The sequence below is a fragment of the Acrocarpospora phusangensis genome, from assembly GCF_016862995.1.
In the GTDB taxonomy this organism is placed as follows: domain Bacteria; phylum Actinomycetota; class Actinomycetes; order Streptosporangiales; family Streptosporangiaceae; genus Acrocarpospora; species Acrocarpospora phusangensis.
In genome coordinates this window covers 22,671-49,298 of the sequence record NZ_BOOA01000008.1, presented here as the reverse complement: position 1 = coordinate 49,298, position 26,628 = coordinate 22,671, and the positions used below count along the sequence as shown (strand labels likewise).

Genomic DNA, 26,628 nt, shown 5'->3' with positions numbered 1-26,628 from the left:
GCTCCAACTACGCTGGAGCGCACTATGACCAACAATCCCATTGGCGGGCACGTGTCCGTCGCGGGCGGGCTGGCCACCGGCGGGCTGCGGTACGCGGCCGAGATCGGCGCCGAGATGGTCCAGGTCTTCGTCACCAATCCACGCGCGTGGGCGGTGACCGGGGGCGTGCCCGCCGAGGACGCGAAGCTCAGGGAGGCCGGGCTGCCGGTCTTCGCGCACACGCCGTACATGGTGAACTTCGGCTCGCCGACCGAGGCGACGCTGACCGGATCGATCGCGCTGGTCCGGCACACGCTGCGGCGCGGGGCCGAGATCGGCGCGCGCGGCGTGGTCGTGCACACCGGGTCGGCGGTCAGCCAGTCGCGGGAGTCCGCGCTGCGGCAGGTGCGGGAGAACCTGCTGCCGCTCCTGGACGAGATCCCGGACGACGGCCCCGACCTGCTGCTGGAGCCGATGGCCGGGCAGGGGCAGATGTTGTGCGCGACCGTCCAGGACCTGGAGCCCTACCTGACCGCGCTGGAGTTCCATCCGCGGGCGTGCATCTGCCTGGACACCTGCCACATGTTCGCGGCCGGGCACGATCTGGCCGCGCCCGGCGGGATGGCGAAGATGCTGGAGGAGCTGAACCGGGTCGCGCCCGGCCGGTTGAAGCTGATCCACGCCAACGACTGCAAGGACGTGTGCGGCTCGAAGAAGGACCGGCACGAGAGCATCGGCGCCGGTCACATCGGCAGCCAGCCGTTCGCCGACCTGATGCGGCATCCCGTCGCCGACGGCGTGCCGTTGTGCATCGAGACGCCCGGCAAGGCCGACAAACACCGTGAGGACATCGAGGTGCTGAAGAAGCTGCGCGGCTGAGACGGGTGGTGACGGGAGGCCCGCGGCCCGGATCCGGCCTCCCCCCGTATGGCCGGATCGCGGTTGCCGCCGCGGGCGCTCCCGTCACGTGCCGCTCGCCGGCCCACCCCCCCGAGCGGGGCCGGCGGCGCGGACTCGCACCAGCGGAACGAGCCCAAACATTACGGTGGGTGATCGGAGCGGTGAAACCCGCTTCCGACGAGTGGTCGGTAGTTCGCGCTCTGCGGGTCCGGTCACCACGACGAGCGGCTGCCGCCGAGCGACGAGCGGTCGATTTCCGGAGTGGTGAGCTCTTCCGGCAGGTGCATCCTGGCCAGCAGCGCGTCCGTCCCCGGGGGCACCCGATGCCGCGTGACCAGCGAGATCGCCACCATGACCGCGAACGCGGCGGGCACCGCGACCAGGGCCGGGTACCGCAGGAGGGGCGTGAAACCCCCGCCCGCGAATCGCACCCCCACCAGGAGGGCCGTCACCCCGGCCCCGGTGACCAGCCCGGCCACCGCGCCGGGCACCGACAGGCCCCGCCACCACACGCCGAGGACCAGCAGCGGGCACAGGGTGGCCGCCGACAGCCCGAACGCGAGCAGCACGAGCAGGATCGAGGCGCCCGGCGGGGTGGACCAGACCAGGGCGAGCGCGCCCGCGACCACCAGCAGCGCCCCGCGCCGGAACCCGCCCACGCCGCCCCCGAACAGGGAGGTCGAGAGCGTGCCGCCGACCGCCACCAGCACGCCGCAGGAGGTCGCCAGGAAGGCCGCGAACGCCCCCGCCGCCAGCAGGCCGGTCAGCACGTCGCCCAGCCACCCCGGGGCCATCAGCGACGGCAGCAGCAGGAGCACCTGGTCGACCGGGGTCCTGGGCGGGGCGTACCAGCGGGCGAGCAGCCCGAACACGGCGGGGAGCACGTAGAACACGCTCAGCATGCCCAGCACCGCCACCACCGTACGGCGGGCCGCCCGCCCGTCCGGGTTGGTGTAGAACCGAACCACGATCTGCGGCAGCCCCATCACACCGAGCGCGGACGCGATCAGCACCGTCACCACCCCGAGCGTGGACGGATCGCCGGCCCCCGCGAGGACCTGGGTCGTGTACACCGGGCCGGACGGCGGATGCGCCGGGTGTCTCCACCAGATCGCCACCAGCACTCCCGCCACGGCGGCGAGGGAGGCGAGCTTGAACCAGAACTGGAGCGACTGCACGCGGGTGCTGCTGCCCATGCCGCCCGCCAGGGCCACCGCCAGCACGACGAAGGCCACGGCCAGCCAGCCGGCCCACGGCGGGAAACCGGTCAGCAGGCGCAGCACGATCCCGGCCGCGTGCAGCTGGGCGACCAGGTAGACCAGGCCGACGAACAGGACGAGTACGGTCACCACCCGCCGTACCACCACGGAACCGAGCCGCCACTGGGCGAAGTCGGAGAGCGTGTACGTGCCGGAGCGGCGCAGCGGCGCCACCACGAGGACCAGCAGGACGAGGAATCCCGCGGCGGCCCCGACCGAGTACCAGAGCATCTTCGCGCCGTGCGCCGCGATCAGGCCGACCAGGCCGAAGTACGCGGCGGCCGAGGTGTACTCGGAGCTGATCGCCGAGGCGTTCCACCAGGGGCGGACCGCGCGGGCGGCGACGTAGAAGTCCGCCGGGGTGGAGTAGCGGCGGGGCCGTAACGTGCCCGCCAGCGCGGAACCCAGCAGCACGAACACCACACCCGCGAGCGTCGCCACCACCGCGGTCCCCATCAGCCCTCCCGGCCGGACCAGCTCTCGCCCGGCCCCCGCCTTGATTCCCGCACGATCCCCCGCCCAGCTCCCGGGCCGGCAGCCCCCCGCCCTGGTCTCTGGCCTGATGCCAGCCCCGATCCCTGCGCGATTCCCCGCCCTGCTCCCCGCGCAGCCTCCTGGACCGGATCCCGGCTGACTCCCGCGCCGGGTCCCGGCCCCGAGTCCTGCCCAACCCCCTTCGGGACGCGCTCCTCGCGTTCCGCCCGGCGGACGTGCCAGACGGCTACGGCCACCCATACCGGCTGCACGCCCAGCCCGAGGATCGCCCAGGTGGCCTTCGATCCCGGCGGGATCATCGTGAGCAGCGCCGGGATGCAGGCGAAGACGGCTGCGATCACCGCCAGCGTGCGCAGGGCCTCGCGGAGCTGACGGCGCATGATCGAGGCTGTCAGCGCGCCGATGTCCTCATTCGCGACGTATCCCGGCCCGGCATCTTCCAGCGCGGCACGCCCCCGCGCGAGCCGTTCGGGCGCGAGTTCTCCCGAGGCGACCTGGCCCGAAGCGACGTGAGCCGAGGCGACCTGACTTGAGGCGACCTGACCCGAGGCGATGCCCTTCGCCAGGCCGTACCCGGACTCGGACATGCTCACGGGCGGCCCTCTGCCGGGCCGCGGAACTGGTGGACGAGCTGTTCGCGGACCTGGCGGGTGTGGCGGCGGCTGACCGGGAGGGTCACGGCGGCGACCTTGAGGAGGGCGCGGCCGGCGTCGAAGCGGAGTTCGCTGACGTGCCGGGCGTTGACCAGCGTGCTGCGGTGGGCGCGGATGAAGCCGGAGCCGGCCCAGCGGCGTTCCAGCGCGCTCAGCGACATCCGGACCAGGAAGCCGCCGTCGGCGGTGTGCAGGCGCACGTAGTCGCCCTGGGCCTCGGCGTACCAGACCGCCTGCTGGGGGATGAACCGGGTCCGGCCGCCCAGTTCGACCGGGATGACGTCCTTTTCGCCGCCGCCCTCGTCGGCGGGCGCGGCGATGGCCGTCGACAGCCGCCGTACGGCCTCGGCGAGGCGTTCGGGGCGGACCGGTTTGAGCAGGTAGTCGACGGCTTCGAGCTCGAACGCCTGCACCGCGCAGTCGTCGTGCGCGGTCACGAAGACCAGTTTGGGCGGCGCGGGGAATCCGCCGATCAGCCGGGCCAGGTCCAGGCCGTTCAGGCCGGACATGCGGATGTCGAGGAAGACGCCGTCCAGCCGCTCCCCCGCGCCGATCATCTGGACCATGTCCTGCAGGGCTTTGACGCCGTCGGGGGCGGTGGCCACGTGCTCGACCCGGGCGTCCTCGCGCAGCAGGTAGGACAGCTCCGACAGCGCCGGCGCCTCGTCGTCAACGGCCAGGACTCGCAGCATGGGCACACCGTGCCGCGCGCGCGAGCCGGCCGCAAGCGACACGCCAGCATTCGGTAATCATTTGACTACAACGGGCTAGGCTCCGGCCGGTACTTGGGCACCCGCAGCCGGATCCGGGTGCCCTTCCCGGGCGCGGTCTCCACCACCAGCCCGTAGTCCTGGCCGTAGATCTGGCGCAGCCGGGAGTCGACGTTGCTGAGCCCGATGCCGCCCTCGTGGTCGTCCCCCAGCACGTCCCGCACCCGGGCGGGCTCCATGCCGACGCCGTCGTCCTCGATCGAGATGTGCGCCTCCGGCCCGGCGTCCCTGATCACGACCCGGACCTCGCCCGGCATGCCGTGCTTGATGGCGTTCTCCACCAGCGGCTGGAGGCAGAGGAACGGCACCGGCACCGCCAGCACCTCCGGCGCGACCTGCACGCTGAACCGCAGCCGGTCGCCGAACCTGGCCCGCTCCAGCAGCAGATACCGGTCCACGCAGGTCAGCTCGTCGGCCAGGGTGGTGAAATCCCGGGCCCTGCGCAGCGAGTACCGGGTGAAGTCGGCGAAGTCCACCAGCAGCTCCCGCGCCCGCTCCGGATCGGTACGCACGAACGACGCGATCGTGGTCAACGAGTTGTAGACGAAATGCGGTGATATCTGCGCCCGCAGCGCCCTGGTCTCCGCGTCCACCGCCCGCCGCCGCGACACCTCCAGCTCGGCCAGCTCCAGCTGCCCCGACACCCACCGCCCCACCTCGGCCACCGTACGCACCAGGCCCCCGGTCACCTCGGCGTCGCAGGCCAGCAGGGCCCCCACCACGCGCCCGTCCACCACCAGCGGCACCGCCACCACCCCGTCCGCCAGGTACGGCCGCCCGCTGGCCGCCACCGCCCGCGCCCCCGCCAGCGCCTCCGCGTCCCCCGGCCGCCCGTCCCCCGCCCCCGCCAGCACCTGGTCGGTCGAGGTCACCACCAGCGACGCCGTCCCCAGCAGACACCGCAGATGCCGTACGCTCCGCCGCGCCGAATCCCGGTTCAGCCCGGTACGCAACGCCGGCGCCGCCCGCCCGGCCAGCCGGAACGCGGCGAACGTGGCCGGCTCCCCGGTCCGCGGCCGCCGCCGCGACACCCAGAACCCCGAAAGACCACAGAGCGCGCACACGAGCAACCACACGGTGACGGACACCCGCGCCACCGTAACGCCTGACGGCACGTCAGGGCGGGCCCTCGCCCGGCTCCTCCTGGTATGAGTAGCGCTGTTCGCGCCAGGGGTCGGCGATGTTGTGGTAGCCGCGTTCCTCCCAGAAGCCGCGGCGGTCCTCGGTCAGGTACTCGATGCCGCGGACCCATTTGACGCTCTTCCAGGCGTACAGGTGGGGGACGACCACGCGGACGGGGAAGCCGCGTTCCGGGGAGAGGGGTTTGTCGTCGAGTTCGGTGGCGAACAGGGTGGTGTCGCGGTCGAAGTCGCTCATGCGGAGGTTGGCGCTGAAGCCGTACTCGGCCCAGATCATGACGTGGCGGACGTTGTCGGCGGGGGGCGCGGCTTCCAGGAGGGCGCGGGCGGGGATGCCGCCCCACTCGTTGCCCATGATCGAGAACTTGGTGACGCAGTGGAAGTCGGCGACCACGCTGGTGCGCGGCAGGGCCGAGAACTCCTCCCACGTGTACATGTACGTCTCGCCGCCGGCCGTGGCCCCGAACACCTGGAACCGCCAGGTCTGCGGGCGGAATGTCGGCACTCTCCCGTAATGGATGACGGGCCGCCCGCGCGGGATGTACTGCCCGGGGGGCAGGCGATCCTCCTCCTCAGGAAACTCCGGCACCCGCCCATCCTGCCATCCGGCGGAAACCCGCGGCCCACTGGGTCATCCCGCCGCACCGCTTCGGGGAACGTTGTGTGAACAAGGACCGGTTGTTGATCAACATGGTGGCCGGGGCCGGAGGCGGTGCGATATATTTCGTGGCATGCGTGGCGCTTTCTCGTTTTGGTATGGCGACGGACCCGTGAGGACCGTTCGCCTCCGCGTGGTGCGCTAGCAGCCAACGGCGAACGAAAGCCCCGGGTCCATATGGGACCCGGGGCTTTCTGCGTATGAGGAGAGAAATCATGGTTATCGTCATGGCCCCGACGGCCACCGCCGAGGACATCGAGGAGATCGTCACGCTGGTCGGCACGGCCGGGGGTGAGGCGTTCGTGTCGCGCGGCGTTAGCCGTACCATCATCGGGCTCATCGGGGACGTGGAGCGGTTCGCGGCGCTCAATCTGGGCGGGCAACGCGGCGTCGGGGAAGTCATGCGGGTGTCGACGCCGTACAAGCTGGTGAGCCGGGAGAACCATCCGGAACGGTCGACCATCCGGGTGGGCGGGGTGCCGATCGGGCCGGACACGGTCACGCTGATCGCCGGGCCGTGCGCGGTGGAGACGCGTGAGCAGACGATTGAGGCGGCCGAGATGGCGAAGGCGGCGGGCGCGACCCTGCTGCGCGGCGGCGCGTACAAGCCGCGGACCTCGCCGTACGCGTTCCAGGGGCTGGGCGAGGCGGGCCTGCGCATCCTGGCGGAGGCCCGCGAGCAGACCGGGCTGCCGATCGTGACCGAGGTCATGGACGCGCACGACGTGCCGCTGGTCGCCTCCTACGCGGACATGCTCCAGGTCGGCACCCGCAACACGCAGAACTTCGCGCTGCTCCAGGCCGTCGGCAAGGCCGGCAAGCCGGTCATGCTCAAGCGCGGCATGAGCGGCACCATCGAGGAGTGGCTGATGTCGGCCGAGTACATCGCCCAGCGCGGCAACCTGGACATCGTGCTCTGCGAGCGCGGCATCCGCACCTTCGAGTCCGCCACCCGCAACACCCTCGACGTCTCCGCCGTCCCGGTCGCCCAGCGCCTCTCCCACCTGCCGGTCGTCGTCGACCCGTCCCACTCCGGCGGACGCCGCGACCTGGTCCTCCCGCTCACCCGGGCGGCCATCGCGGCCGGCGCCGACGGCGTCATCATCGACGTGCACCCGCACCCGGAACAGGCCCTCGTCGACGGCCCCCAGGCCCTCGTGGACGGCGACCTCCACGACCTCGCCGAGATCATGCGCCTCTTCCCGCCCCTCCTCGGCCGCACCCAGGTCACCACCGCCCTCCCCACCCCCTGACCGCCCCTCCGTACGGCCGCCCCGCCAGGCGCGGCCGTACGGATATTTCGACGGACACGTCACTGACCTGCCAACTACCATTGCCGTCGTGCTGCCCAAACCCGCGGACATCATCGACCGAGAGGACGAGTGGAACGTCCTGTCGATGTTCGTGCGCGACCGCCGCCACATCGACCACGGAGCTTCCCTCATCGCGCTCTCCGGGCGGCGCAGGACGGGGAAGTCGCATCTCCTGGAGCGGTTCACCGCCCTGACGGAAGGCATCTACTTCGAGGCTTTTCTGGAGGAGGAGCTGGTCCAGTCCCAGGAGCGGTTCCGAAACGTGATCATTGACTACGACCCGGCGCGGAGGGGCGAAGTCTCGGCGATTCCGCTCGGGGAGGGCGGCAGCTGGGACCGGTTGCTCCAGGTCGCCATGGACGCGACCGTCGCCAGGAGCTCCGAGGGGCGAATCCCACCCGTCGTCCTGGACGAGTTCCCCTACCTCCTGCGGGACACGCCCCACCTCCAGTCCATCCTCAAATCGATCTACGACTCCCGCCACTTCAAGCCCGGGGAGACCGCCCCTCCCGGGATCATGGTCGGCTACTACAAACGCCTGGTCCAGGGCAAGCTGATCGTCTGCGGCTCGGCCATGTCGATCATGCACGAGCTGGGCCACGGATCACGCCCGCTATTCGGGAGGATCAGCAGGACGCTGACGGTCGCACCGTTCAACCACATCGACATGGCCCGCTACTGGGGTGTCGATGATCTCGTGACCGCGATGAAGCTCTACGCGGTTCTGGGCGGCTCTCCCGGCTACCGGAACGCGCTGGGAGAGCTCACCGAACTGCCCCCACCGCAGGACACGGCCCAGTTCGACGCCTGGGTCATGGCGACGATGCTGACGTCCAGTGACGACTTCTTCACGGCCGCCGAGGCCAGGCACCTGCTGAGAGAGGATCCCCGCGCGGGCGGCAAAATCATCTACCAGCAGGCGATGAAGGCGATCGCCGACGGAGCCACCACCGCCACCCAAGTCGGAGGCGTTCTGGGCGAGACCAAGAAAACGGTCGAACCGGTGGTCGACCGGCTGATCGCGATGGGTTATGTCGACGAACGCCGCCCCCTCTTCGAGGTCGGCGATCCCATGCTGCGGCTGCGGGATCCGTTGCTCCGGTTCCACCATGCCGTGGTGGAACCGGACATGGACGTACTGCGCCTGGGCGAGATCTCGCCTCAGCAGATCTGGACGAGAGCGACCCCTCGCTTCGGATCCCAGGTGTTGGGCCCGGCCTTCGAGGAGGCCGCGGCCGAGAGCGCGTTCCGAATCCTCATCCGCCGAGGCGTGGACATCTCCCGCCAAGGCTGGACCTGCGTCTCCGATCGGGAATCCGGCAAGAAACACGAGGTCGACTTCATCGGACTGGGCCGGGATTCGAGAACCGGTCGGCGTGGGGCGACCATCACCGTGATCGGCGAGGCGAAGGCCACCATCCGCCCCCGCGGGCTGAAGGACCTGGAACGCCTCAGGCACATCCGGTCCCTGCTCGCCGCTCATCACCAGGCCGCCGACGCCAAGCTCCTGATCGTCTCCATGTACGGCTTCTCCGACCACCTCCACGAGGCGGCCGCGTCATCGGACGAGGTCGTCCTGCTCGACCTGGCGGACGTGTACGGCTGGGGCTAGGCGTCCAGTTTGTAGGCCTGGATGGAGTCGGCGAGTTGGGAGGCGAGTTCCTCGGCGTCGAGGCGGCGTTCGATGAGTTTGAGGTCCTCGATCTTGGCGGCGAGTTCGGGGTTGCGGGAGGAGAGGAGGGTGCAGCAGTCCTCGTCGGGGAGTTCGGAGATTTCGAGGGTGCCGATGCGGCGGGCCTCGGCGATCACCTCGGATTTGTCGAGGCCGATGAGGGGGCGCAGGATCGGCAGGTCGACGGCGCTCTCCTGGGCGGCGATGTTGGCCATGGTCTGGGAGGAGACCTGGCCGAGGGAGTCGCCGGTGACCAGGGCGCTGGCCTTGTGGCGGCGGGCCACCTCGGCGGCGGTCTTGAGCATGAGGCGGCGCTGGGCGATGACGGCGAGGCGATCCTGGCCGGAGGCGCGGATGGACTGCTGGGCCTTGCCGAAGGGGACCACCCAGAGGCGGGACTTGCCCTGGAACGCGTCGAGGCGGCGGACCAGCGCGTACGCCTTGTAGATGGACTCGGAGGTGGTGAACGGGATGCCGGAGAAGTGCAGGAAGTCCACGCGCAGGCCGCGGCGCATCATGCGGTACGCGGCGACCGGGGAGTCGATGCCGCCGGACATGAGGACCAGGCCGCGCCCGCTGGAGCCGACCGGAAGGCCGCCCTGGCCGGGACGGCCGCCGGTGTAGAGGAAGACCTCGTCCCTGTCGACCTCGATGGAGACGGTCAATTCGGGGTTGCGCAGGTCCACGGGCAGCCCGTACGCGTCGTGGAGTTCGCCGCCGACGAGGCGGTCGATCTCGTTGGAGCGCAGCGGGAAGCGCTTGTCGCGGCGGCGGGAGCGCACGGCGAAGCGGGCCTTGCGGGCCACCTCGGGGGTGTCCCTGACCAGTTCGAGGGCGGCCTTGGTGACCACGGAGGGGTCCTTGGCGACGCGCCAGGCCAGGTGCACCAGGACGATGCCGGGCACCTCGCTGACCCGGGCCGCCACCGCTTCGGCGATCTCGACGGCGGTGCCCTCCGGCAGGTAGAGCGCGACGACGCCGTGCCGCTGGCGCACGTCCACCGGGAAGTCTTTCAGGGCATGCTTGATGTTGGCCCGCAGCCGATGCTCGAAGACCTCACGGTTCCGGCCCTTGAGGATGATTTCGCCGAGTTTGAGGAGCACGCAGGGCTCGCCCAGGGCGGTCATGGTCATTGCGGGGTTCCTCCGGAGGGGTGCGACCTCCCTACTTTAGTCGAGGTCCGCCAAGCCCTTCTCGATCGCGTACCGGACGAGCTCCACCCGGTTGTGCAGCTGGAGTTTGCTCAGCGTGTTCTGCACGTGGTTCTGCACGGTCCGGTGGGAGAGCACCAGGCGTTCGGCGATCTGGCGGTAGGACAGGCCCTTGGCGACCAGGCGCAGGATCTCGGTCTCCCGCTCGGTGAGGCGCGGCCCGTCGTCCTCGGCGGCCTTGGGCTGGGCGGCGAGCCGCCGGTACTCCCCCAGCACCAGCCCGGCCAGGCCGGGGGTGAACACCGCGTCCCCGTCGGCGGTCCGCTTGACCGCCTCCAGGAACTCCTCCCGACTCGCCGATTTCACCAAATATCCGGATGCGCCTGCTTTGACGGCTTCGAGGACGTCGTCCTGTTCGCCGCTGGCCGACAGCACCAGCACCCGGGGCGGATTCTCGGAGGCTCCCAGCCCGCGCGCCACCTCGACCCCCGGCAGATCCGGCAGCTGCAGATCGAGGATCACCAGCTCGGGCCGGACCGCCGCCGCGATGCGCAGCGCCTGCCGCCCCTCGCCCGCCGTCGCGACGATCTCGTACCCGGCCTCGGCGAGGTCGCGCGCCACGCCCTCGCGCCACATCGGATGGTCGTCCACCACCATGACCCTCATGCGACCCTCATGCCCGTCACGATAACGCCGTCGGCACCGACATCTCGATCTCCGTGCCGTCCGGGGAGGACAGGATCGTGACCTTCCCGCCCAGATCCGCCACCCGGCCGCGGATCGACTGCGAGACCCCGAGCCGTCCGCCGGCCGCGGCCTCCTCCAGCCGGCCCTCGGGGATGCCGGGGCCGTCGTCCCGTACGGTCACGATGACACGGCCGGACTCGCTCTCCACCAGGATCCAAGCGCGGGCGTGCTCCCCGCAGTGGCGCCGCACGTTGTCCAGCGCGTTGCCGACGGCGGCCGAGAGCTCCTCCACCGTACGGGGAGCCAGGGGCACCGGGTCGGCGGGCGTGGCCACGGTGACCTGGGCGGAGCCGTACCGGCGGAGGGAGGCGCACAGGTCGGCGCTCTCGGCGCGGGGGCGGCGGGCCGGGATGAAGCGGCGGCGGGGGCCGAGGGTGCGGGCCGGGCGGGGGGCCGAGCGCACGAGTTCGCGCAGGACCGCCTCCTGCTCCCCCGCCAGGCGGCCCAGCTCGGCCGCCTCGCCGCCGATCTCCGCGCCGCGCCGCTGGACCAGCGCCAGAACCTGGAGCACGGAGTCGTGGATGTCCCTGGCCAGCCGTTCCCGCTCCCGCCCGGCGGCCTCGATCTCGACGGCCCGCTGCATGCGCGCCTCGGCCTGCTTGGCCAGCCGGGCCACGTGGCCGATGACGATCCCGGCCAGGAAGAGCAGCACGGCGCCGTTGACGGGCACGGCGGACAGGTCGAAGCCGCGTACGCCGCGCAGCCACAGGTCGGCCACCGACATCACGGCGGCCGCGACGCCACCGGCGCGCCGCCCGCCGTACACGCCCCAGGCCAGGACGGGGGCGGCCACCCAGGTCGCGGTGATCGGCATGGTGCCCACCGCCGCCTGGGGACCCTGGACGAAGGGGGTGGCCAGCAGGCAGCCGGTGCTGACCAGCAGGTCGAGGGCGAGCAGCGGCCAGCCCCGCCAGGCGGCGACCGAGTACGCGTACGTCGCGGCGGCGGTCCAGACCGCCATCACCCCGACGACGGTCCACCCGGTCACCGGATAGGCGTACCCGCCGGCCTGGAGCAGCAGCACGGCCGCGTAGCCCAGCGACGCGATCCGGAAGACCGCGATGGCGCGCCAGAACGGGCTCTCGATCCCCATGGCCACCCCCTCAGTCCTCTATCTACGACTCCGACAGATCATCCAAACAAATCGAAAAAGATCACATAAAACCTGGAAACCTCGTGTCATCCGGAAGTATGACAAACCGTAATCAACCGCGGCGATAACGAGGACTTTGGCCTGCCATAATCCCCGAGAGCAAGCGAGAAAAGGAGCACTTATGTCCCACATCAACCACTTTGCGCATGGTTGGGTGACACCCGTGCTCGCCTACCTGATGTCCGTGGTCGGGTCACTCCTGGGACTCCTGCTGACGGCGCGGGCACGTTCCGCCGAGGGCGCGGCGCGGGTGCGCTGGCTCATCGGCGGCGCATTCTCCATCGGCGGGACCGCCATCTGGGTCATGCACTTCATCGCCATGATGGGCTTCGACGTGCCCGGCACCCTCATCCGGTACGACGTGCCGCTCACGGTCCTGTCCTTCGTGGTCGCCGTCGCCGTCGTCGGCTGCGGCCTGCTGGTGGTCTCGCGCGGCGGCGCCAAGCTCCGCCCGCTGCTGCTGGGCGGCCTGATCACCGGCGTCGGCGTGGCCGGCATGCACTACCTCGGCATGTTCGCGATGAACATGTCCGGCCAGGTCAGCTACGACCCGGTGGTCGTGGCCATCTCCGTGCTGATCGCCATCGTGGCCGCCACCGTCGCCCTCTGGTTCACCCTCCGCGTCGAGGGCGCGCTGGCCACCACGGGCGCCGCCCTGATGATGGGCGTCGCGGTCTGCGGCATGCACTTCACCGGCATGTTCGCGATGAGCGTGCAACTCCAGGACGGACCGGACCTGACCGGGGCCGAGGCCATCGACTTCCTGCTGCCGCTGCTGGTCGGGATCAGCCTGCTGACCGTGGGCCTGCTGCTCGCGGTGCTGCTCTCCCCGTCCTCGGCGGAGCTGCGCGAGGACGCCGCCATCCTGGCCCGGCTGGAGAGCCGCCGCCAGAACGGCGGAATGCCGGTCGCGCCCCCCACGCCCCCGGCTCCGGAGCCCAGCCAGAACGGCTCGCTTTTCACGCCGCGAAACCAATAACCGCCAAACCAACAGGGAAAAACGGAAAGGCCTGCGCTCTCCGGAGCGCAGGCCTCGCTGTATTCGGTCCAGGTATTCGATCTAGCCGAAGAAGACCTCGGACTCCTCGTAACGGTACGGCGGGACCGTTTTGAGTTCGGCGGTCGCCGCGTCGAGGCCGACCCGGACGATCTCGGTGCCCTGCAGGCCGACCATCTTGCCGAAGTCGCCGTCGTGCACGGCGGTGATCGCGGCCAGGCCGAAGCGGGTGGCCAGCACCCGGTCGTACGCGGTGGGGGTGCCGCCGCGCTGGATGTGGCCGAGCACGGTGGTCCTGGCCTCCTTGCCGGTGCGGCGCTCGATCTCCTGCGCGAGGCGCTCGCCGACGCCGCCCAGGCGGACGTGCCCGAACGCGTCCAGCTCGCCGGTCTGGACCTCCATCTGGCCCTCGATCGGGTGCGCGCCCTCGGCCACCACGATGATCGGGGAGTAGCGGGTCTTGAAGCGGGACTCGACGTACTCGCAGACCTTGTCGATGTCGAACGGCTTCTCCGGGATGAGGATCACGTTGGCCCCGGCGGCCATGCCGGCGTGCAGCGCGATCCAGCCCGCGTGCCGGCCCATGACCTCGCAGATCAGCGCGCGGTGGTGGGACTCGGCGGTGGTGTGCAGGCGGTCGATGGCCTCCATCGCGATGTTGACGGCCGTGTCGAAGCCGAAGGTGTAGTCGGTCGCGTTGAGGTCGTTGTCGATGGTCTTGGGCACGCCGACGACCTTCACGCCCCGGTCGTACAGCTGCTTGGCGACACCCAGCGTGTCCTCACCGCCGATCGCGATCAGCGCGTCCACACCGTGGGTCTCAAGGTTCTCCTTGATCCTCTCCACGCCACCGTCGATCTTCATCGGGTTGGTGCGCGACGAGCCCAGGATGGTGCCACCGCGCGGCAGGATGCCACGCACCGCCTGGACGTCCAGCGGCATCGTGTCCCCTTCCAGGGGGCCTCTCCAGCCGTCCCGGAATCCGACGAACTCGTGGCCGTAGACGCCGGCGCCCTTCCGCACCACCGCGCGGATGACCGCGTTCAGTCCGGGACAGTCCCCACCACCGGTGAGCACTCCAATACGCATGTCGGGTTCCTCCATATGGGATAACGCGGCCAGACTGAGTCGGGACGCTGACGGGAGGCATTCTGCCTCCTCGTGACAACAATGGTCTAGACCAAAAAGTGAGGCTCCGTGGGTGTTTTGGCGATAGACGCTGGTACGACCGGGGTCACCGCCCTCGTGGTGACCGAGGACGGGCGGATCGAGGCCCGCGGGTACGCGGAGTTCGCCCAGCACTTCCCGGAACCCGGGTGGGTGGAACACGCCCCCGAGGACATCTGGCAGGCGACCCTGGCAGCCTGCCAAACCGCGCTTGACCAGGCAAGCACCCCGCCCCGGTGCGTCGGCCTGACCAACCAGCGGGAGACCGCGGTGCTCTGGGACCGGCGTTCGCTGGCCGCGCCGCGACGGGCCGTCGTCTGGCAGGACCGGCGATCTTCAGGTGTCTGCGCCCGCCTGCGGGAGGCGGGGCACGAGCCGCGTGTGACCGAACTCACGGGCCTGCGGCTCGATCCCTACTTTACCGGCACCAAGCTCACCTGGCTCGCCGAGAACGACCCGGTGCCCGGGAACCCGGCGATCGGGACGGTGGATTCGTACCTGGTCGCCCGGCTCACGGGGGGCGCGCGGCATGTGACCGACCCGTCCAACGCGTCCAGGACCCTCCTGTACGACATCGTCGCCGGCACCTGGTCCGAAGAGCTGTGCGACCTGTTCGGCGTGCCGATGGACGCCCTGCCGGAGCTGGTCCCCAACTGGGGGGAGATCGGCCGTACCGACCCGGACGCCTTCCTCGGCCTGGACCTGCCGATCAGCGGCCTGGCGGGCGACCAGCAGGCGGCCCTGTTCGGCCAGACCTGCTTCTCCCCCGGCGACGTGAAGTGCACGTACGGCACGGGCTCCTTCATCCTGGTCAACACCGGCGACCAGATCACACGCTCGGACGCGGGCCTGCTCACCACGGTGGCCTGGCAGGACCCCGCCGGCACCCGCACGTACGCGCTGGAGGGCGCGATCTTCGTCACCGGCGCGGCCGTGCAGTGGCTCAGGGACGGGCTGGGCATCCTGGACACGGCGGCCGAGTCCGAGGCCGTGGCCCGGTCGGTGCCCGACTCGGGCGGGGTGGTGTTCGTGCCCGCGCTGACCGGCCTCGGCGCGCCGCACTGGGACCCGGAGGCGCGCGGCACCATCCTCGGCCTGACCCGGGGGACGACGCGGGCGCACCTGGTCCGCGCCACCCTGGAGGCGATCGCCTTCGAGGTCCGCGACATCGTGGAGACCATGGAGGTCACCGTCCTGAAGGCGGACGGCGGCGGGAGCGCCAACGACCTGCTCATGCAGTTGCAGGCCGACCAGCTGGGCATCCCGGTGGAACGCCCGGTGATCCAGGAGACGACCGCGCTGGGCGCGGCCTTCCTGGCCGGGCTGGGGACCGGCGTCTGGTCCTCGGTCGAGGAGCTCCGCAAGACCTGGCACCTGGACCGCCGCTTCGACCCCGGCCAGGGGGACGGCGCGGCCTACGACCGCTGGCAGCGCGCCGTGGAGCGCTCACGCGCCTGGGCCTGACCCCACCACACAGCTCGGCGAGGTGAGCCGCAGGACCGCGCCGGTCGGTTCGGGCACGCCGCCGGCCAGCCGGAACTCGGCGACCTCGCCGGAGTTCTGGTTCGCCACGTAGAGCCTCCCATCGGCGAGCCTCCCATCGGCGAGCCTCCCGCCGGCGAACGCGAAGTGCCGCGGCCAGGCTCCCCCGCTCGGCACCTCGGCGATCAGCTCCAGCGTCTCCGGGTCGAACACCGCGATCGTGTCGGGCCCCCGGTTGCCCACGTAGAGATGCTCCCCGTGCAGCTCCAGATGCGACGGGTGGTTCTGGCCGCCCGTCCCGCTCGCCGCCGCGCGGGCCAGCTCCTTCCAGTCCGTGTCGTACGCCCTGACCAGGCCGTCCAGCTCGCCCACCAGGTACCAGCGGTCGTCCCTGCGGTCCATGTGCCGGGGGCCGGAGCCGGGGGTCAGCTTCACCGGCGGCAGGATCTCGACCCCTTCGGCGGCGGCGTCCAGCCGGTAGCGGCGGATCTCGTCCGTGCCGAGGTCGCTGACGTGCAGGATGTCGTCGGGGTCGAAGACCGCCTGGTGGGCGTGCGGGCCGAGCTGCCGGTCCCGGTCCGGGCCCGAGCCCCGGTGCGGGAACTCCAGCGCCGGGCCGTCGAAGCGGCCTTCCGCGTCGAGGCGGTGCAGACTGAGCACGCCGTCCATGTAGTTGGTCACGGCCAGCCAGGCGCCGGACGGGTCCACGGCCGCGTGGCACGGGGAGGCCCCGCCGCTGGACCTCGACTCGATGACCTCGCCGTCCCGGACGACCGAGATGCGGCCGTCGTCGATCTCGCTCACCACGTACAGGACTGAAAGTTTCGGATGCGCGGCGAGGAACGAGGGCGCGGTCACGGGGATCTCCCCCACGACGGCCAGCGCGTCGTCCGCCACGGTGACCTTCGGCTCGTAGCCGCCGACGTAAAGACCCACGCTTAGCTCCCCTGCCGTTGGCCGATAGCAGACTCTACGGTTCGATCACCCCGGAAGCCAGCGCGGAGTATTGTTGCCTCAGTCAACGGATTCGTTGAGGAGAGCAATGGATATGGTGGCAGAGGTCCGGGCCTTCAACCGCTTCTACACGGCGGTGATCGGGATGCTCCGGGCCGGGATGCATGACTCGCCCTACTCGCTGACCGAGGCGCGGGTGCTGTTCGAACTCGACCGAACGGCGGGGGACGTGGAGGTCGGGGAGGTCAAGCGGCTGCTCGGGCTGGACGCGGGTTATCTCAGCCGGGTTCTGGCCAGGCTCGAAGGGGATGGTCTGGTCCGGCGGGAGCGGTCGGCCGTCGACGGCCGGCGGCAGGTGGTGGGGCTCACCGACGACGGCCGGGCCACCTTCGCGAAGCTGGACGAACAGTCGGACGCCGAGGTCAGGGGCCTGCTGGACGCGCTGCCGGAGGAGGAGCGGTCCCGGCTGGTCGCGAGCATGGGCGTCATCCGGGACGTCCTGGGCGAGAAGCGCGACCGGGTGCCTTTCGTGATCCGGCCGCCGCGCCCCGGGGACCTGGGGTGGGCGATCGGCCGCCACGGCGCCCTGTACTCCCGCGAGTACGGCTGGGGACCCGACTTCGAGGCCCTGGTGGCCCGCATCTGCGCCGACTTCCTGGACGCGCAGGGCAGCCCCGGGCAGGCGGGGTGGATCGCCGAGGTGGACGGCCGCCGGGTGGGCTGCGTGTTCTGCGTGCGCAAGGACGCCACCACCGCCCAGCTTCGCCTGCTCCTGGTGGATCCGTCCGCCCGCGGGCTCGGCATCGGCGCCCGGCTGGTCGAGGAGTGCCTGCGCTTCGCCCGGGACTCCGGCTACCAGACGATCATGCTGTGGACCCGCGACGTCCTCGTGTCGGCCCGCAAGATCTACGAGGCCGCCGGCTTCAAGCTCGTGGCCGAGGAACCCGCCGCCGCCTTCAACGAACAGTTCTGGGAACGCCCCCTCTGAGCGGCGGTGCGCCTGTTCCCGGCTCACCGAAGTGGTACGGGCTGCCGCTCAGCTGCGGAACGGCCCCATCACCTCGTAGGTGACGCCGGAGCGGTTGGAGCCGGTGGTGCCGCGCTGGGAGGAGAAGTAGAGGCGGTCCCCGTCGGGGGCGAAGGCCAGGCCCGTGATCTCGGACTTCTGGTGGCCGACCAGGCGGAGGAAGGGCGCCACCTCGCCGTCGGCGGTGATGATGTTGATCTCCATGTTGCCGCCGTCCTCGGCCACGAACAGGTCGCCGGAACGGGAGACGAAGACGTTGTCCACGCCCTTGAGCGGGGCGTTGGCGTCGTACAGGACGGAGAGTTCGCGGTTGGCGGCGTCGTAGGCCCAGACGCGGTTGTCGCCCTTGGTGGTGAAGTAGCAGAAGCCGCCCGAGTAGTAGCAGCCTTCGCCGCCGTTGAAGCGGATCGCGCCCTCGACCTGGTCGCGGGTCGGCTCGTACGTGGCGGAGGGGTTCGGGATACGCCGCCAGCGCACTTGGCCGGTAGGGTCGTCGCCGTCGCCGACCATGACCTCCAGGACGCCCGTGGTGAGGTCGCCCCAGTCCTGCGGGCGGAACCGGTAGAAGCAGCCGTCCGGCTCGTCCTCGGTCAGGTAGACGACCTCGCGGTCGGGGTCGCAGGCGGCGGCCTCGTGCTTGAAGCGGCCCATGGCGAGGCGGGGGGCCGCGGCGCGGTAGCCGTACGGGTCGCATTCGAAGACGCGGCCGCGGACCGTCTCCTCGCAGGACAGCCAGGTGTTCCAGGGGGTCGCGCCGCCGGCGCAGTTGCGGTCGGTGCCGGACAGGATGCGGTAGCCCGTCTTGATCGAGCCGTCCGGGCCGAAGCGGAGCGCGGAGACGCCGCCGACCACGGGCACCTCGGAGTTGGAGACGTAGATCCAGCCGTCGCCGTCGGCGAAGCAGGCGCCGCCGTCGGGGGCGGGATGCCAGGTCAGGCCGCCGACCCGCTGCCCGGAGCGGCCGACCACCCGGCTGGTGAAACCCTCGGCCAGGGCGATCGAGTTTCGGTCCGGTTTGCCCAGCGCGCCGTACGGCCCCTTGCCGCGGACGGCGTCGCCGGCCGGCATCGGCGAGGCCGGGACGCTGGGGGCGCCGGAGGCACCGGGGGCGGCGGGCGCGGCGCAGGCCGAGCGCCAGAGCGACCCGGTGAGCGCGGCCAGGGCCCCGGAACGGACGAACGTGCGGCGCAACATATTCTCCTCCCACTGGGCACGCTACGCGCGGCGGGTCCCGCCAGTCGATCGAATCCGCGTGAACGCCCGGGGAATCCGCACGGTTCTTGCGCTCAAACTTTGCGCAAACCATGGTCTCCTCCCAGGTGAACGCCGTTTATCGTGATCGACTCCAGGCCTTCCCGCGGAGCACTTCGATGACCAGCGCAGTTTCCGAAAAGATCAGCTCGCCCACGATCACGCGACGCCGGGCGCTGATCTTCCTCGATCCGGACGAACCCGGACGGCGTGCCCCGGAACCGGCACGGCGGCTGGTCGGCGCGCTGCGCGCCCGCGGCTTCGAGGTGGACGCGCAGCAGAGCCTGGACAGCCGGGACCACGAACGGCTGACCGCGTTCCTGGACTCCGGGCGGCCCGGCGACCTGCTGCTGGTGCGCTGGCCGCGCACGGCCCGGTGGAGCGGCGGCGAGTTCACCGCGCTGATCCGCCGCTTCGGGGCGGGGGCCGGGGACTCCGCCGCGGCGGCGCTGCTGATGGTGGTCGACTTCGGGTGGATCGGCAGCGCGACCGTGGACGAGCCCACGGTCAGCGCCCTGCTCACCCCGCCGGGCGTGGCCGCCGCCGCCCTCACCACCGGCCTCACCATCGGCGAGGAGGTACGGCCCGGCAGCCTCTCGCTGACCGAGGTGGTGGCCGGCGGCCTGCTCGACGGCGCGGCCGACCTGGACGGGGACGGCGTGATCACCGCCGCCGACCTGCTCGGCCACGCGCTGGCCGTGTTCGGCGCGGACGCCGAGTTCCAGCCGCACCTGCTCACCTCGGCCGAGGGCCTGGACATCGCGGTCGCGGTCACCGCCCCGGCCGCGGAGCCCGGCGTCCCGGCCGAACTCGCGTACGCGCACGAGCGGCTGGGCGGCCGGGCGCCGTCGGCGGAGCGGCTGGCCGGCACGGTCTACGACGAGTACCTCGGCGCGGAGGCGCAGACGCTGCTGCGGCGGGCCTCGCTTCTGGCCGACGACGAGGAGCTGACGCCGGAGGTGGCCCAGCTGCTGGCCGGGCGGACCGACGGGCGCGCGGAGCTGGCGGAGTGGGGCCTCCTTGGTCGCGGCACGCCCTTCGCCCATCCGAGCGTGGCCGAGACCGGCCGGGCCCGGCTCACGGCGACGGAACTGGACGAGGTGCCCGGGGTGTTGCGCCGCTGGCGGGCCGGCCGCAGGACCGTGCCGCCGCGGGCCAGGCTCACCCCCGACCGCTGGACCATCGACGACGACCTGGGGCACCGGGTGTACGCGGAGGCCATCGCCGCGTTCGTCCGCCATCCGGAGACCAGGCCGCCGCTGACGATCGGGATCAAAGGCCCGTGGGGCGCCGGCAAGACCTCGCTGATGCGGATGATCCAGAACGAGCTGGATCCGGGGGCGGCGACCGGGGAGCCGGGGCCGATCACGCTGCCCCGGCCGCTGCCGGCCCGGCCGCCGTCCCGGCTGCTCGGGATCGCGGGGCGGATGTGGCCGGGCGTGCTGGGCGGGTCCGATCGGGTGACCATCGCGGAGGTCCGTACCTGGGCGAAACGGCCGCCGGAGCCGCTGCCCGAGGCGGCGGCCGGGCTGAGCGGGTGGCGGCCGACGGTGTGGTTCAACCCGTGGATGTACCAGAACGGCGAGCAGGTCTGGGCCGGACTCGCGCACGAGATCATCACGCAGGTGACCGGCCGGCTGCCCCGGGCGGAGCGGGAACGTTTCTGGCTGCGGCTCAACCTGGCCAGGATCGACCGGGAGGCGGTGCGGCGCAGGGCGTACCGGCTGGCGGCGCTGCGGCTGGCGCCGGCTGCGCTCGGCCTGGTCATGGCGCTGGTGGTGGCGGGCGCGTCGCAGCTGGCGACGCCGCTGCTGCCGGCCCTGGAGGGCACCGCGGCCGCGATCTCCTCGGCGGGCGCGCTGGCCGCCGTCGCCGCCGGCTGGGTACGGCTCGCGCGTTTTCTCACCGAATCCGCCGACACCGCCTTCGCCGGCCTGGTCCGCCCTCCGGACATGTTCGCCCCCGCCCCCGACCCGGGCGACCTCGTCGCCGAACCCGGGTACGGCGCGCGGACCGGCTTCCTGCACCTGGTGCAGACCGACATGCGGCACGTGCTCGGCCTGGTGGCGACGGAGGAGCGCCCGCTGCTGGTGTTCGTGGACGACCTGGACCGCTGCTCCTCCGGCACGGTGGCCCAGGTGATCGAGGCGATCAACCTGTTCCTGGCCGGGGAGTTCCCGAACTGCGTCTTCGTGCTGGCGATGGAGCCGGACGTGGTGGCCGCGCACGTGGAGCTGGCCTACCGCGAGCTTGCCGACTCGATGCCGGAGAGCCTCCGGCACGGCATCGGCTGGCGGTTCCTGGAGAAGATCGTGCAGCTGCCGCTGTCGGTGCCGCTCCTGGACGACGGCGCCCGCCTGCCCGGCTACGTCCGTACGCTGATGGGATTTCCGGACAGTCCAGGCATGACCGAAACCCAGGCTCCGGCGCATCGTCCCCCGGACCGGCCGCTCGATCAGGAGCTCGTCGCCCGGATCGAGCAGGCCATCCGCGCGCGGCGGCCGCGGGCGGACACGCTCGACTCGATCGCGCGCGCCACCCAGCGTGTGGTCGACGCGCCTGCCGGGGAGGCGGGCATGCTGGGCGGCCTCTGGCTGGAGACCCGCGCCGCGGCCGACCGGGTCTTCGACGACCTGTACAGCGACGAGAACGCCTGCCGGGCCATCGAGGTCGCGCTCCCCGCTCTGTCGGCCACCAATCCACGCGAACTGAAGCGGTACGTCAACGTGTTCCGCTTCTACTCCTTCGTCACGTATCGGCGGCGTCTGGCCGGGGAACCGCCGGCCGGGGACGCCGAGGTGGCCAAGCTGGCCGCGCTCACCGTGCGCTGGCCGCAACTGCTGTCGACGCTCACGCGGGACTGCCCGGAGCGGGGGGAGACGGCCCTGGAGTTGCTGGAACGCGCGGCACGGTCGGTCGGCGGGGTGGATTCGGCAACGGCCGACGGCCATGAGGGCACGAGGTTGCCCAATGATCACACGTACACGACGTCGCCCAATGGTCACCGGGATACGGCAGCGGCCGACGGCCGCGCGGACACGACGTTGCCCAATGGGCACTGGGATAAGGCAGCGGCCGACGACCGCGCGGACACGACAGTGACCAATGGCCGCCCGGACACGGCAGCGGCCCACGGCCATGGGGGCACGACGGTGATTAATGGCTGCCCGGACATGGCTGCGGCCAAGGGGCGGCTGGACGTGGCACGCGCGGAAGGGTGGGTGGAGGCGGCGCGGATGGCCGGGGTGCCGGCGGAGGCGAGCGGCCCGCTGCGGGCGCTGCTCGCCTCCGGCCCCCCGGTCGCGGGGCTGGCCCGGCGCCTGCTCTAACGCTGGGCCTGGATCATCCAGTGGTGCATCTCCAGGTCTCTGGTGAGACCGATGAGCAGATCCTGGCTGACCGGGTCGGCACGCTCGGTCGCGTCGATGCGTTCCCGCATCCTGCGGATGATCGACTCCAGGATGTCGGTCATCACGGCGATGACCTTGCCGTCCTCGATCGGCCCCGCGTCCATGTGGGACAGCTGGCTGTCGTGGACGATCGTGCTCGCGCGGCCGTCCGGGTTGACGCCGATGGCGACGGCGCGCTCGGCCACGGAGTCGGCCTTCTTCCTGGCCAGCTTGACGATGTCGTCGAGCTGGAGGTGGATCGGGCGGAAGAACCGCCCCGTGAGGTTCCAGTGCGCCTGCTTGCCGATCAGCGCCAGATCGATCAGGTCGACCAGGGCGCCCTGCAGCGCATTTCCGGTGATCTTCTTGTTCTCGGCGGTCAGAAGGCTGGTAATCGGAGCCATGCTTGTTCCTTCCATCGAGATGGACCTAATACGGACAACCCGAAACAGACGGACCCTGTTCCGAAGTTGACACTGTCATCGTGACAGTGTCACTGTGGAGGTATGAGCGAGACCTGGACCATCGGCGAACTGGCCGAGCACGCGGCGGAGGCGCTGGGCTCCGACGGACGCCTCAACGGGCGGGTCAGAGAGGTCCCCAACGAGCGGCTCATCCGGTGGTACGTGACGATCGGGCTGCTCGACCCGCCCCTCGCCCGGCGCGGCCGGGTCGCCGTGTACGGCCCACGCCACCTGCTGCAACTCATCTCCGTCAAACGCCTTCAAGCGGCCGGCCACTCGATCGCGGAGATCCAGGTCCGGCTGGCCGGAGCCCCCGACTCGGCCCTCCAGACCATCGCCCGCACCTCCCCCTACCCGACCCACCCCGACCCACGGCCCCCCGCATCACCGACTCCCAAGCCACCGGTCCCCAAGCCACCGGTCGCCAAGCCACCAGTCCCCACGCCACCAGTCCCCACGCCACCAGCCTCCACACCACCGACCCCCGCACCACCCGCCCCCAAGCCACCGGCTTCCGAACCGGTCCCCGAACCACCGGTTTTCGAGCAACCGGCCTCTGAACCCGCACGCCCCCGCTTCTGGGCCGCCCAGGCCGTGACCCCGTCGTCTCCCGCAGCCCCGGCAACCCCGGCAGCTCCCGCAGCCCCGGCAACCCCGGCAGCTCCCGAAACCCCGACCTCTCCGACAACCGCGCCAGTTCCGGCACCTTCCGTAACCCCCGCGCCTCCAGCAACCCCCACGGCTCCCGCAATCCCTGCAACTCCGGCAGCTCCGGCAGCCCCCATAACCGCGGCGGCACCAGTGGCCCCAACGGCTCCAGTGCTTCCGGCCGCGCGGGTGCACGGCGTGAAGATCGCTCCCGGAGTGGCCCTGGTGCTGGACGGCGTGAGCCGGACACCGTCGGACGATGACCTGACCGCCCTCGCGGCTGCGGCCCGCCCGCTCCTGACCGCACTGACCGACCTCGGCCTGATCGGCCCGAGCTACATCGCTCCGAGCCCCAGCCATCCGAGCCGCAACGACCCGAGCCACAACGACCCGAGCCACAAGGATCCGAACCCTTTGGATCCGAGCCACAACGACCCGAGTCACATCGACCCGAGCCACAAGGATCCGAGCCCTTTGGATCCGAGCCACATCGATCCTGGCCTCACCGACCCGGGCCGCCCTGACACGAATTCCGAAGGGACACCGCTATGACCGTTCCCATCACTCCGCTTCGCCCGGAGGAGTACGCGCCGGTGCCCGAATCCGGATTCGGCGCCCTGGAGACCGAGAAGGGCAACCTCCCGCTGGAGAGCGTGGACGTGACCGCGCGGATCAGCGGTCTGACCGCGGGTGTGCGCATGGCCCAGGGCTTCCGCAACCCGCACGAGGTGTCCCTGGAGGCCACCTACGTCTTCCCGCTGCCGCCCAGGGCCGCGGTCACCGCGTTCACCATGGAGGCCGACGACCGCGTCGTGGAGGGCGTGCTCAAGGAGCGCGGCCAGGCCAGAGCGGACTACGACCTGGCGCTGGCCCAGGGCCGCCGGGCCGCGATCGCCGAGGAGGACCGGCCGGACGTGTTCACCATCCGGGTCGGCAACATCCTGCCCGGCGAGCGGGTCACCGTCCGGCTGACGCTCAGCCAGCCGTTGCCGTACGGGGACGGCGCGGCCGAGTTCCGGTTCCCGCTGGTCGTGGCCCCGCGCTACATCCCCGGCGTACCCCTCCAAGGCGCCTCGGCGGGCGGGGGCGTGGCCGAGGACACCGACGCCGTGCCCGACGCCTCCCGCATCACCCCGCCCGTCCTGCTCCCCGGCTTCCCCAATCCGGTACGGCTCTCCCTGTCCGCCACCATCGACCCCGCCGGCCTGGACCTGCGCGAGATCCGCTCCAGCCTGCACACCGTGAACACCACCACGGACACCAGCGCGGACACCAGCACGGACACCAGCACGGACACCAGCGCGGACACCAGCGCGGACACCAGCGCGGACACCAGCGCGGACATCACCGTGAACACCAATGCGGACGCCAATGCGGACGCCACTGCGGACGCCAGCGGGGACACCGCCGCGGACACCGCCGCAGACACCAATGCGGACGCCACTGCGGACACCAGCGGGGACACCAGCGGGGGCATCGCTGCGGATGGCGGCGGCGGCGAGACGGTCATCGTGGAGCTGCGGCCGGGCGAGCGGCTGGACCGGGACTTCCTTCTGCGCCTGGCCTTCGACGCGTCCACGTCGCTGACGCTGACGCCCGACGACGAGGGAGAGGAAGGCACGTTCACGCTGACCATGACGCCTCCGGCCGACGTCGCCGCCGTGCCGGTCCCCCGGGACGTGGTGCTGCTGCTCGACCGTTCCGGCAGCATGGGCGGCTGGAAGATGGTCGCCGCCCGGCGCGCCGCCGCCCGGATCGTGGACACGCTGACCGCGCACGACCGGCTGGCCGTGCTCTGCTTCGACCACGACGTCATGCGGGCCTTCCCGTCCGGCCTGGTCGAGGCGAGTGACCGGAACAGGTACCGGGCGGTCGAGCACCTGTCCCGGCTGGACGCCCGCGGTGGCACCGAGATTCTCGCGCCCATGGAGGAGGCGCTGGGACTGCTCGGAGACACCTCCCGGGACCGTGTCATGGTGCTGGTGACCGACGGGCAGGTCGGCAACGAGGACCAGATCGTCGAGCGCGTCGGGGCGCGGATCGACGCCGCCTCCGGCATCCGCATCCACGCGGTCGGCATCGACCGGGCCGTGAACGCCGGGTTCCTCGGGCGGCTGGCGCTGCTCGGCTCCGGCCGGTGCGAGCTGGTCGAGTCGGAGGACCGGCTGGACGAGGCGATGGAGCACATCCACCGCCGCATCGGCTCCCCGCTGGTCACCGACCTCACCCTGGACGCCGCCGGCCTCGACCTGGTCGAGGACACGCTCACCCACGTGGGCTCGCTCTTCAGCGGCGTCCCGCTGGTGGTGTCGGGCCGGTACCGGTGTCGTGGCGAGCGCCCGGCGATCACCGTACGGGGAACCGCGGACGGCAAGCCGTGGGAGAGCAGGATCGACGGACGCGAGACGGACGCGCCCGCGGCTCGGGCGGTCTGGGCCAGGGCCGAGGTGCGCCGCCTGGAGGACCGGTACACGATCGGCGAACGGCAGCTGGAGCCGCGGATCGTGGCGACGTCGCTCAGGTTCGGCGTGCTCTGCCGGTTCACCGCGTTCGTCGCCGTGGACACGCGGGTGGTCGCCGACGGCGAGCCGGAGCACCACGTGATCCAGCCGGTCGAGCAGCCCAGCGGCTGGGAGATGCCGGCGGGCATGCCCGTCGCGGCCGCCCCGAAGATGCGGATGGCCTCCCTGGCCTCCTTCGCGACGGACGAGGCCTCCGGCCGTGCGCCCGGCTCGCCCCCTCCCCCGCCGCCGCCCGCCGCCGGGCCGCGCATGCCGGTCGCGCCCCGGCCCGCCGCGCCCTTCAACCTGCCGCCCAGCGCGGCGCCGGTCCCGCCGAGCCGTCGCCGCACACCGGAGGGGTACATCCCCGACATGATGCGGCCGCACCCCGGCAAGGACCAGCGGCCCCCGCAGACCAACCTGGACGGCGTGCGCGCTCTCCTCACCGAGGAGCTGGTACGGCTGCGCGCCGCGGCCGGACGTCCCGACCAGGAACGCCGCCGCTACCTGGCCGACCTGGCCAGCCGGCTGCGCGTGATCGACCAGATGGCCGGCGGACACGCCGAACTGGCGGCGCTGGCGGCCGATCTGGAGAGGGCCGAGCGCCCGGACGCGGACCTGGCCGGGCTCTGGCAGCGGGCCACCGACCTGCTGGCCCGGCTCACGGCGGGCGCTCCCGACACTCCCGCCGAGCCGGAAACCGGCCGCACCCGCCGCCCGTTCTGGAAGCGCACATAGACTGCGATCATGACGAAGGCGCACCAGGGGTCACGGGTACGGCCTGCCGGCCGAACCGCGCCCCTGGTGGCAGCCCGGGAATCAGTTCCCCGATACGGCCCGGCCGCGCCCTTCCCAGCCG

Annotated in this window: 21 protein-coding genes and 1 pseudogene; 10 read left to right on the top strand and 12 right to left on the bottom strand. The window is 71.7% G+C overall.

Annotated features, from left to right (window positions below; translation table 11 throughout):
- Window positions 1–24: 24 nt before the first annotated feature.
- Complete coding sequence (locus Aph01nite_RS06830; RefSeq protein ID WP_204039902.1) at window positions 25–858, top strand: deoxyribonuclease IV; 834 nt, start codon at window positions 25–27, stop codon at window positions 856–858.
- Between the two features lie 233 nt (window positions 859–1,091).
- Here the strand turns inward: Aph01nite_RS06830 and Aph01nite_RS06825 are convergent, their stop codons facing one another.
- The 5 genes from Aph01nite_RS06825 to Aph01nite_RS06805 form a co-directional block, all read right to left on the bottom strand.
- The gene (locus Aph01nite_RS06825; RefSeq protein WP_204039901.1) at window positions 1,092–2,594 is read right to left on the bottom strand and encodes a sodium:solute symporter family transporter; all 1,503 of its coding nucleotides are present in this window, start codon (window positions 2,592–2,594) and stop codon (window positions 1,092–1,094) included.
- Window positions 2,594–3,226 (bottom strand): hypothetical protein, encoded by a 633-nt coding sequence (locus tag Aph01nite_RS06820; RefSeq protein ID WP_204039900.1) that lies wholly within the window; start codon window positions 3,224–3,226, stop codon window positions 2,594–2,596. Before Aph01nite_RS06820 ends, Aph01nite_RS06825 begins: the two co-directional genes overlap by 1 nt.
- A complete protein-coding gene (locus Aph01nite_RS06815) occupies window positions 3,223–3,978 on the bottom strand; it encodes a LytR/AlgR family response regulator transcription factor (RefSeq protein WP_204039899.1) in 756 nt (251 codons plus the stop codon). Before Aph01nite_RS06815 ends, Aph01nite_RS06820 begins: the two co-directional genes overlap by 4 nt.
- A 65-nt stretch (window positions 3,979–4,043) precedes the next feature.
- The gene (locus Aph01nite_RS06810) at window positions 4,044–5,144 is read right to left on the bottom strand and encodes a sensor histidine kinase (RefSeq protein ID WP_204039898.1); all 1,101 of its coding nucleotides are present in this window, start codon (window positions 5,142–5,144) and stop codon (window positions 4,044–4,046) included.
- Between the two features lie 28 nt (window positions 5,145–5,172).
- A complete protein-coding gene (locus tag Aph01nite_RS06805; RefSeq protein WP_204039897.1) occupies window positions 5,173–5,784 on the bottom strand; it encodes a sulfite oxidase-like oxidoreductase in 612 nt (203 codons plus the stop codon).
- A 284-nt stretch (window positions 5,785–6,068) separates the two neighbouring features.
- On the opposite strand from Aph01nite_RS06805, the gene aroF reads away from it, so the two are divergent.
- Entirely contained in the window at window positions 6,069–7,106 is a 1,038-nt protein-coding gene (gene aroF / locus Aph01nite_RS06800; protein WP_204039896.1) for a 3-deoxy-7-phosphoheptulonate synthase, read from the top strand.
- A gap of 88 nt (window positions 7,107–7,194) precedes the next feature.
- Window positions 7,195–8,778, top strand: a complete 1,584-nt coding sequence (locus Aph01nite_RS06795) for an AAA family ATPase (protein WP_204039895.1) — start codon at window positions 7,195–7,197, stop codon at window positions 8,776–8,778.
- Here Aph01nite_RS06795 and thiI read toward each other — a convergent pair.
- The 3 genes from thiI to macS are packed head-to-tail and all read right to left on the bottom strand — an operon-like array spanning window position 8,775 to window position 11,829.
- On the bottom strand, window positions 8,775–9,971 hold the full coding sequence (thiI, locus tag Aph01nite_RS06790; protein WP_204039894.1) for a tRNA uracil 4-sulfurtransferase ThiI: 1,197 nt from the start codon (window positions 9,969–9,971) through the stop codon (window positions 8,775–8,777). The two genes, Aph01nite_RS06795 and thiI, sit on opposite strands and share 4 nt — an antisense overlap.
- Before the next feature lie 36 nt (window positions 9,972–10,007).
- Window positions 10,008–10,655: a response regulator gene (locus tag Aph01nite_RS06785; RefSeq protein ID WP_204039893.1), complete on the bottom strand. Its 648-nt coding sequence runs from the start codon at window positions 10,653–10,655 to the stop codon at window positions 10,008–10,010.
- A 16-nt stretch (window positions 10,656–10,671) separates the two neighbouring features.
- Window positions 10,672–11,829 carry a MacS family sensor histidine kinase gene (macS, locus tag Aph01nite_RS06780; RefSeq protein ID WP_204039892.1) on the bottom strand — a complete coding sequence of 386 codons (1,158 nt, stop codon included), beginning with the start codon at window positions 11,827–11,829 and terminating at the stop codon, window positions 10,672–10,674.
- Between the two features lie 214 nt (window positions 11,830–12,043).
- Here macS and Aph01nite_RS06775 point away from each other — a divergent pair, with 214 nt between their 5' ends.
- The gene (locus Aph01nite_RS06775) at window positions 12,044–12,868 is read left to right on the top strand and encodes an MHYT domain-containing protein (RefSeq protein ID WP_239161440.1); all 825 of its coding nucleotides are present in this window, start codon (window positions 12,044–12,046) and stop codon (window positions 12,866–12,868) included.
- Window positions 12,869–12,949: 81 nt separating this feature from the next.
- Here Aph01nite_RS06775 and Aph01nite_RS06770 read toward each other — a convergent pair whose 3' ends face one another.
- Window positions 12,950–13,975 carry a 6-phosphofructokinase gene (locus tag Aph01nite_RS06770; RefSeq protein ID WP_204039890.1) on the bottom strand — a complete coding sequence of 342 codons (1,026 nt, stop codon included), beginning with the start codon at window positions 13,973–13,975 and terminating at the stop codon, window positions 12,950–12,952.
- A 108-nt stretch (window positions 13,976–14,083) separates the two neighbouring features.
- Here Aph01nite_RS06770 and Aph01nite_RS06765 point away from each other — a divergent pair, with 108 nt between their 5' ends.
- Window positions 14,084–15,517, top strand: coding sequence for an FGGY family carbohydrate kinase (locus Aph01nite_RS06765; RefSeq protein WP_204039889.1), 1,434 nt, complete (start codon window positions 14,084–14,086; stop codon window positions 15,515–15,517).
- Here the strand turns inward: Aph01nite_RS06765 and Aph01nite_RS06760 are convergent.
- The gene (locus Aph01nite_RS06760) at window positions 15,500–16,471 is read right to left on the bottom strand and encodes a lactonase family protein (protein ID WP_204039888.1); all 972 of its coding nucleotides are present in this window, start codon (window positions 16,469–16,471) and stop codon (window positions 15,500–15,502) included. The two genes, Aph01nite_RS06765 and Aph01nite_RS06760, sit on opposite strands and share 18 nt — an antisense overlap.
- A 106-nt stretch (window positions 16,472–16,577) precedes the next feature.
- Between Aph01nite_RS06760 and Aph01nite_RS06755 the strand changes: the two genes are divergently transcribed.
- The gene (locus tag Aph01nite_RS06755) at window positions 16,578–17,477 is read left to right on the top strand and encodes a bifunctional helix-turn-helix transcriptional regulator/GNAT family N-acetyltransferase (RefSeq protein ID WP_204039887.1); all 900 of its coding nucleotides are present in this window, start codon (window positions 16,578–16,580) and stop codon (window positions 17,475–17,477) included.
- A 48-nt stretch (window positions 17,478–17,525) separates the two neighbouring features.
- Here the strand turns inward: Aph01nite_RS06755 and Aph01nite_RS06750 are convergent, their stop codons facing one another.
- Window positions 17,526–18,710, bottom strand: a complete 1,185-nt coding sequence (locus Aph01nite_RS06750) for an alkaline phosphatase PhoX (protein WP_204039886.1) — start codon at window positions 18,708–18,710, stop codon at window positions 17,526–17,528.
- 176 nt (window positions 18,711–18,886) lie between these two features.
- Here Aph01nite_RS06750 and Aph01nite_RS06745 point away from each other — a divergent pair, with 176 nt between their 5' ends.
- Complete coding sequence (locus tag Aph01nite_RS06745) at window positions 18,887–22,096, top strand: P-loop NTPase fold protein (protein WP_204039885.1); 3,210 nt, start codon at window positions 18,887–18,889, stop codon at window positions 22,094–22,096.
- Here Aph01nite_RS06745 and Aph01nite_RS06740 read toward each other — a convergent pair.
- Window positions 22,093–22,560, bottom strand: coding sequence for a Dps family protein (locus Aph01nite_RS06740; protein ID WP_204039884.1), 468 nt, complete (start codon window positions 22,558–22,560; stop codon window positions 22,093–22,095). The genes Aph01nite_RS06745 and Aph01nite_RS06740 overlap by 4 nt on opposite strands.
- Window positions 22,561–22,662: 102 nt before the next feature.
- Between Aph01nite_RS06740 and Aph01nite_RS06735 the strand changes: the two are divergent.
- The 3 genes and pseudogenes from Aph01nite_RS06735 to Aph01nite_RS06725 all read left to right on the top strand — a co-directional run.
- Window positions 22,663–22,863, top strand: a pseudogene (locus Aph01nite_RS06735) (MerR family transcriptional regulator); the annotation flags it as partial.
- A 621-nt stretch (window positions 22,864–23,484) separates the two neighbouring features.
- Window positions 23,485–23,820 carry a hypothetical protein gene (locus Aph01nite_RS06730; protein WP_204040016.1) on the top strand — a complete coding sequence of 112 codons (336 nt, stop codon included), beginning with the start codon at window positions 23,485–23,487 and terminating at the stop codon, window positions 23,818–23,820.
- Window positions 23,817–26,507 carry a VIT domain-containing protein gene (locus tag Aph01nite_RS06725; protein WP_239161439.1) on the top strand — a complete coding sequence of 897 codons (2,691 nt, stop codon included), beginning with the start codon at window positions 23,817–23,819 and terminating at the stop codon, window positions 26,505–26,507. Before Aph01nite_RS06730 ends, Aph01nite_RS06725 begins: the two co-directional genes overlap by 4 nt.
- Window positions 26,508–26,628 lie beyond the last annotated feature (121 nt).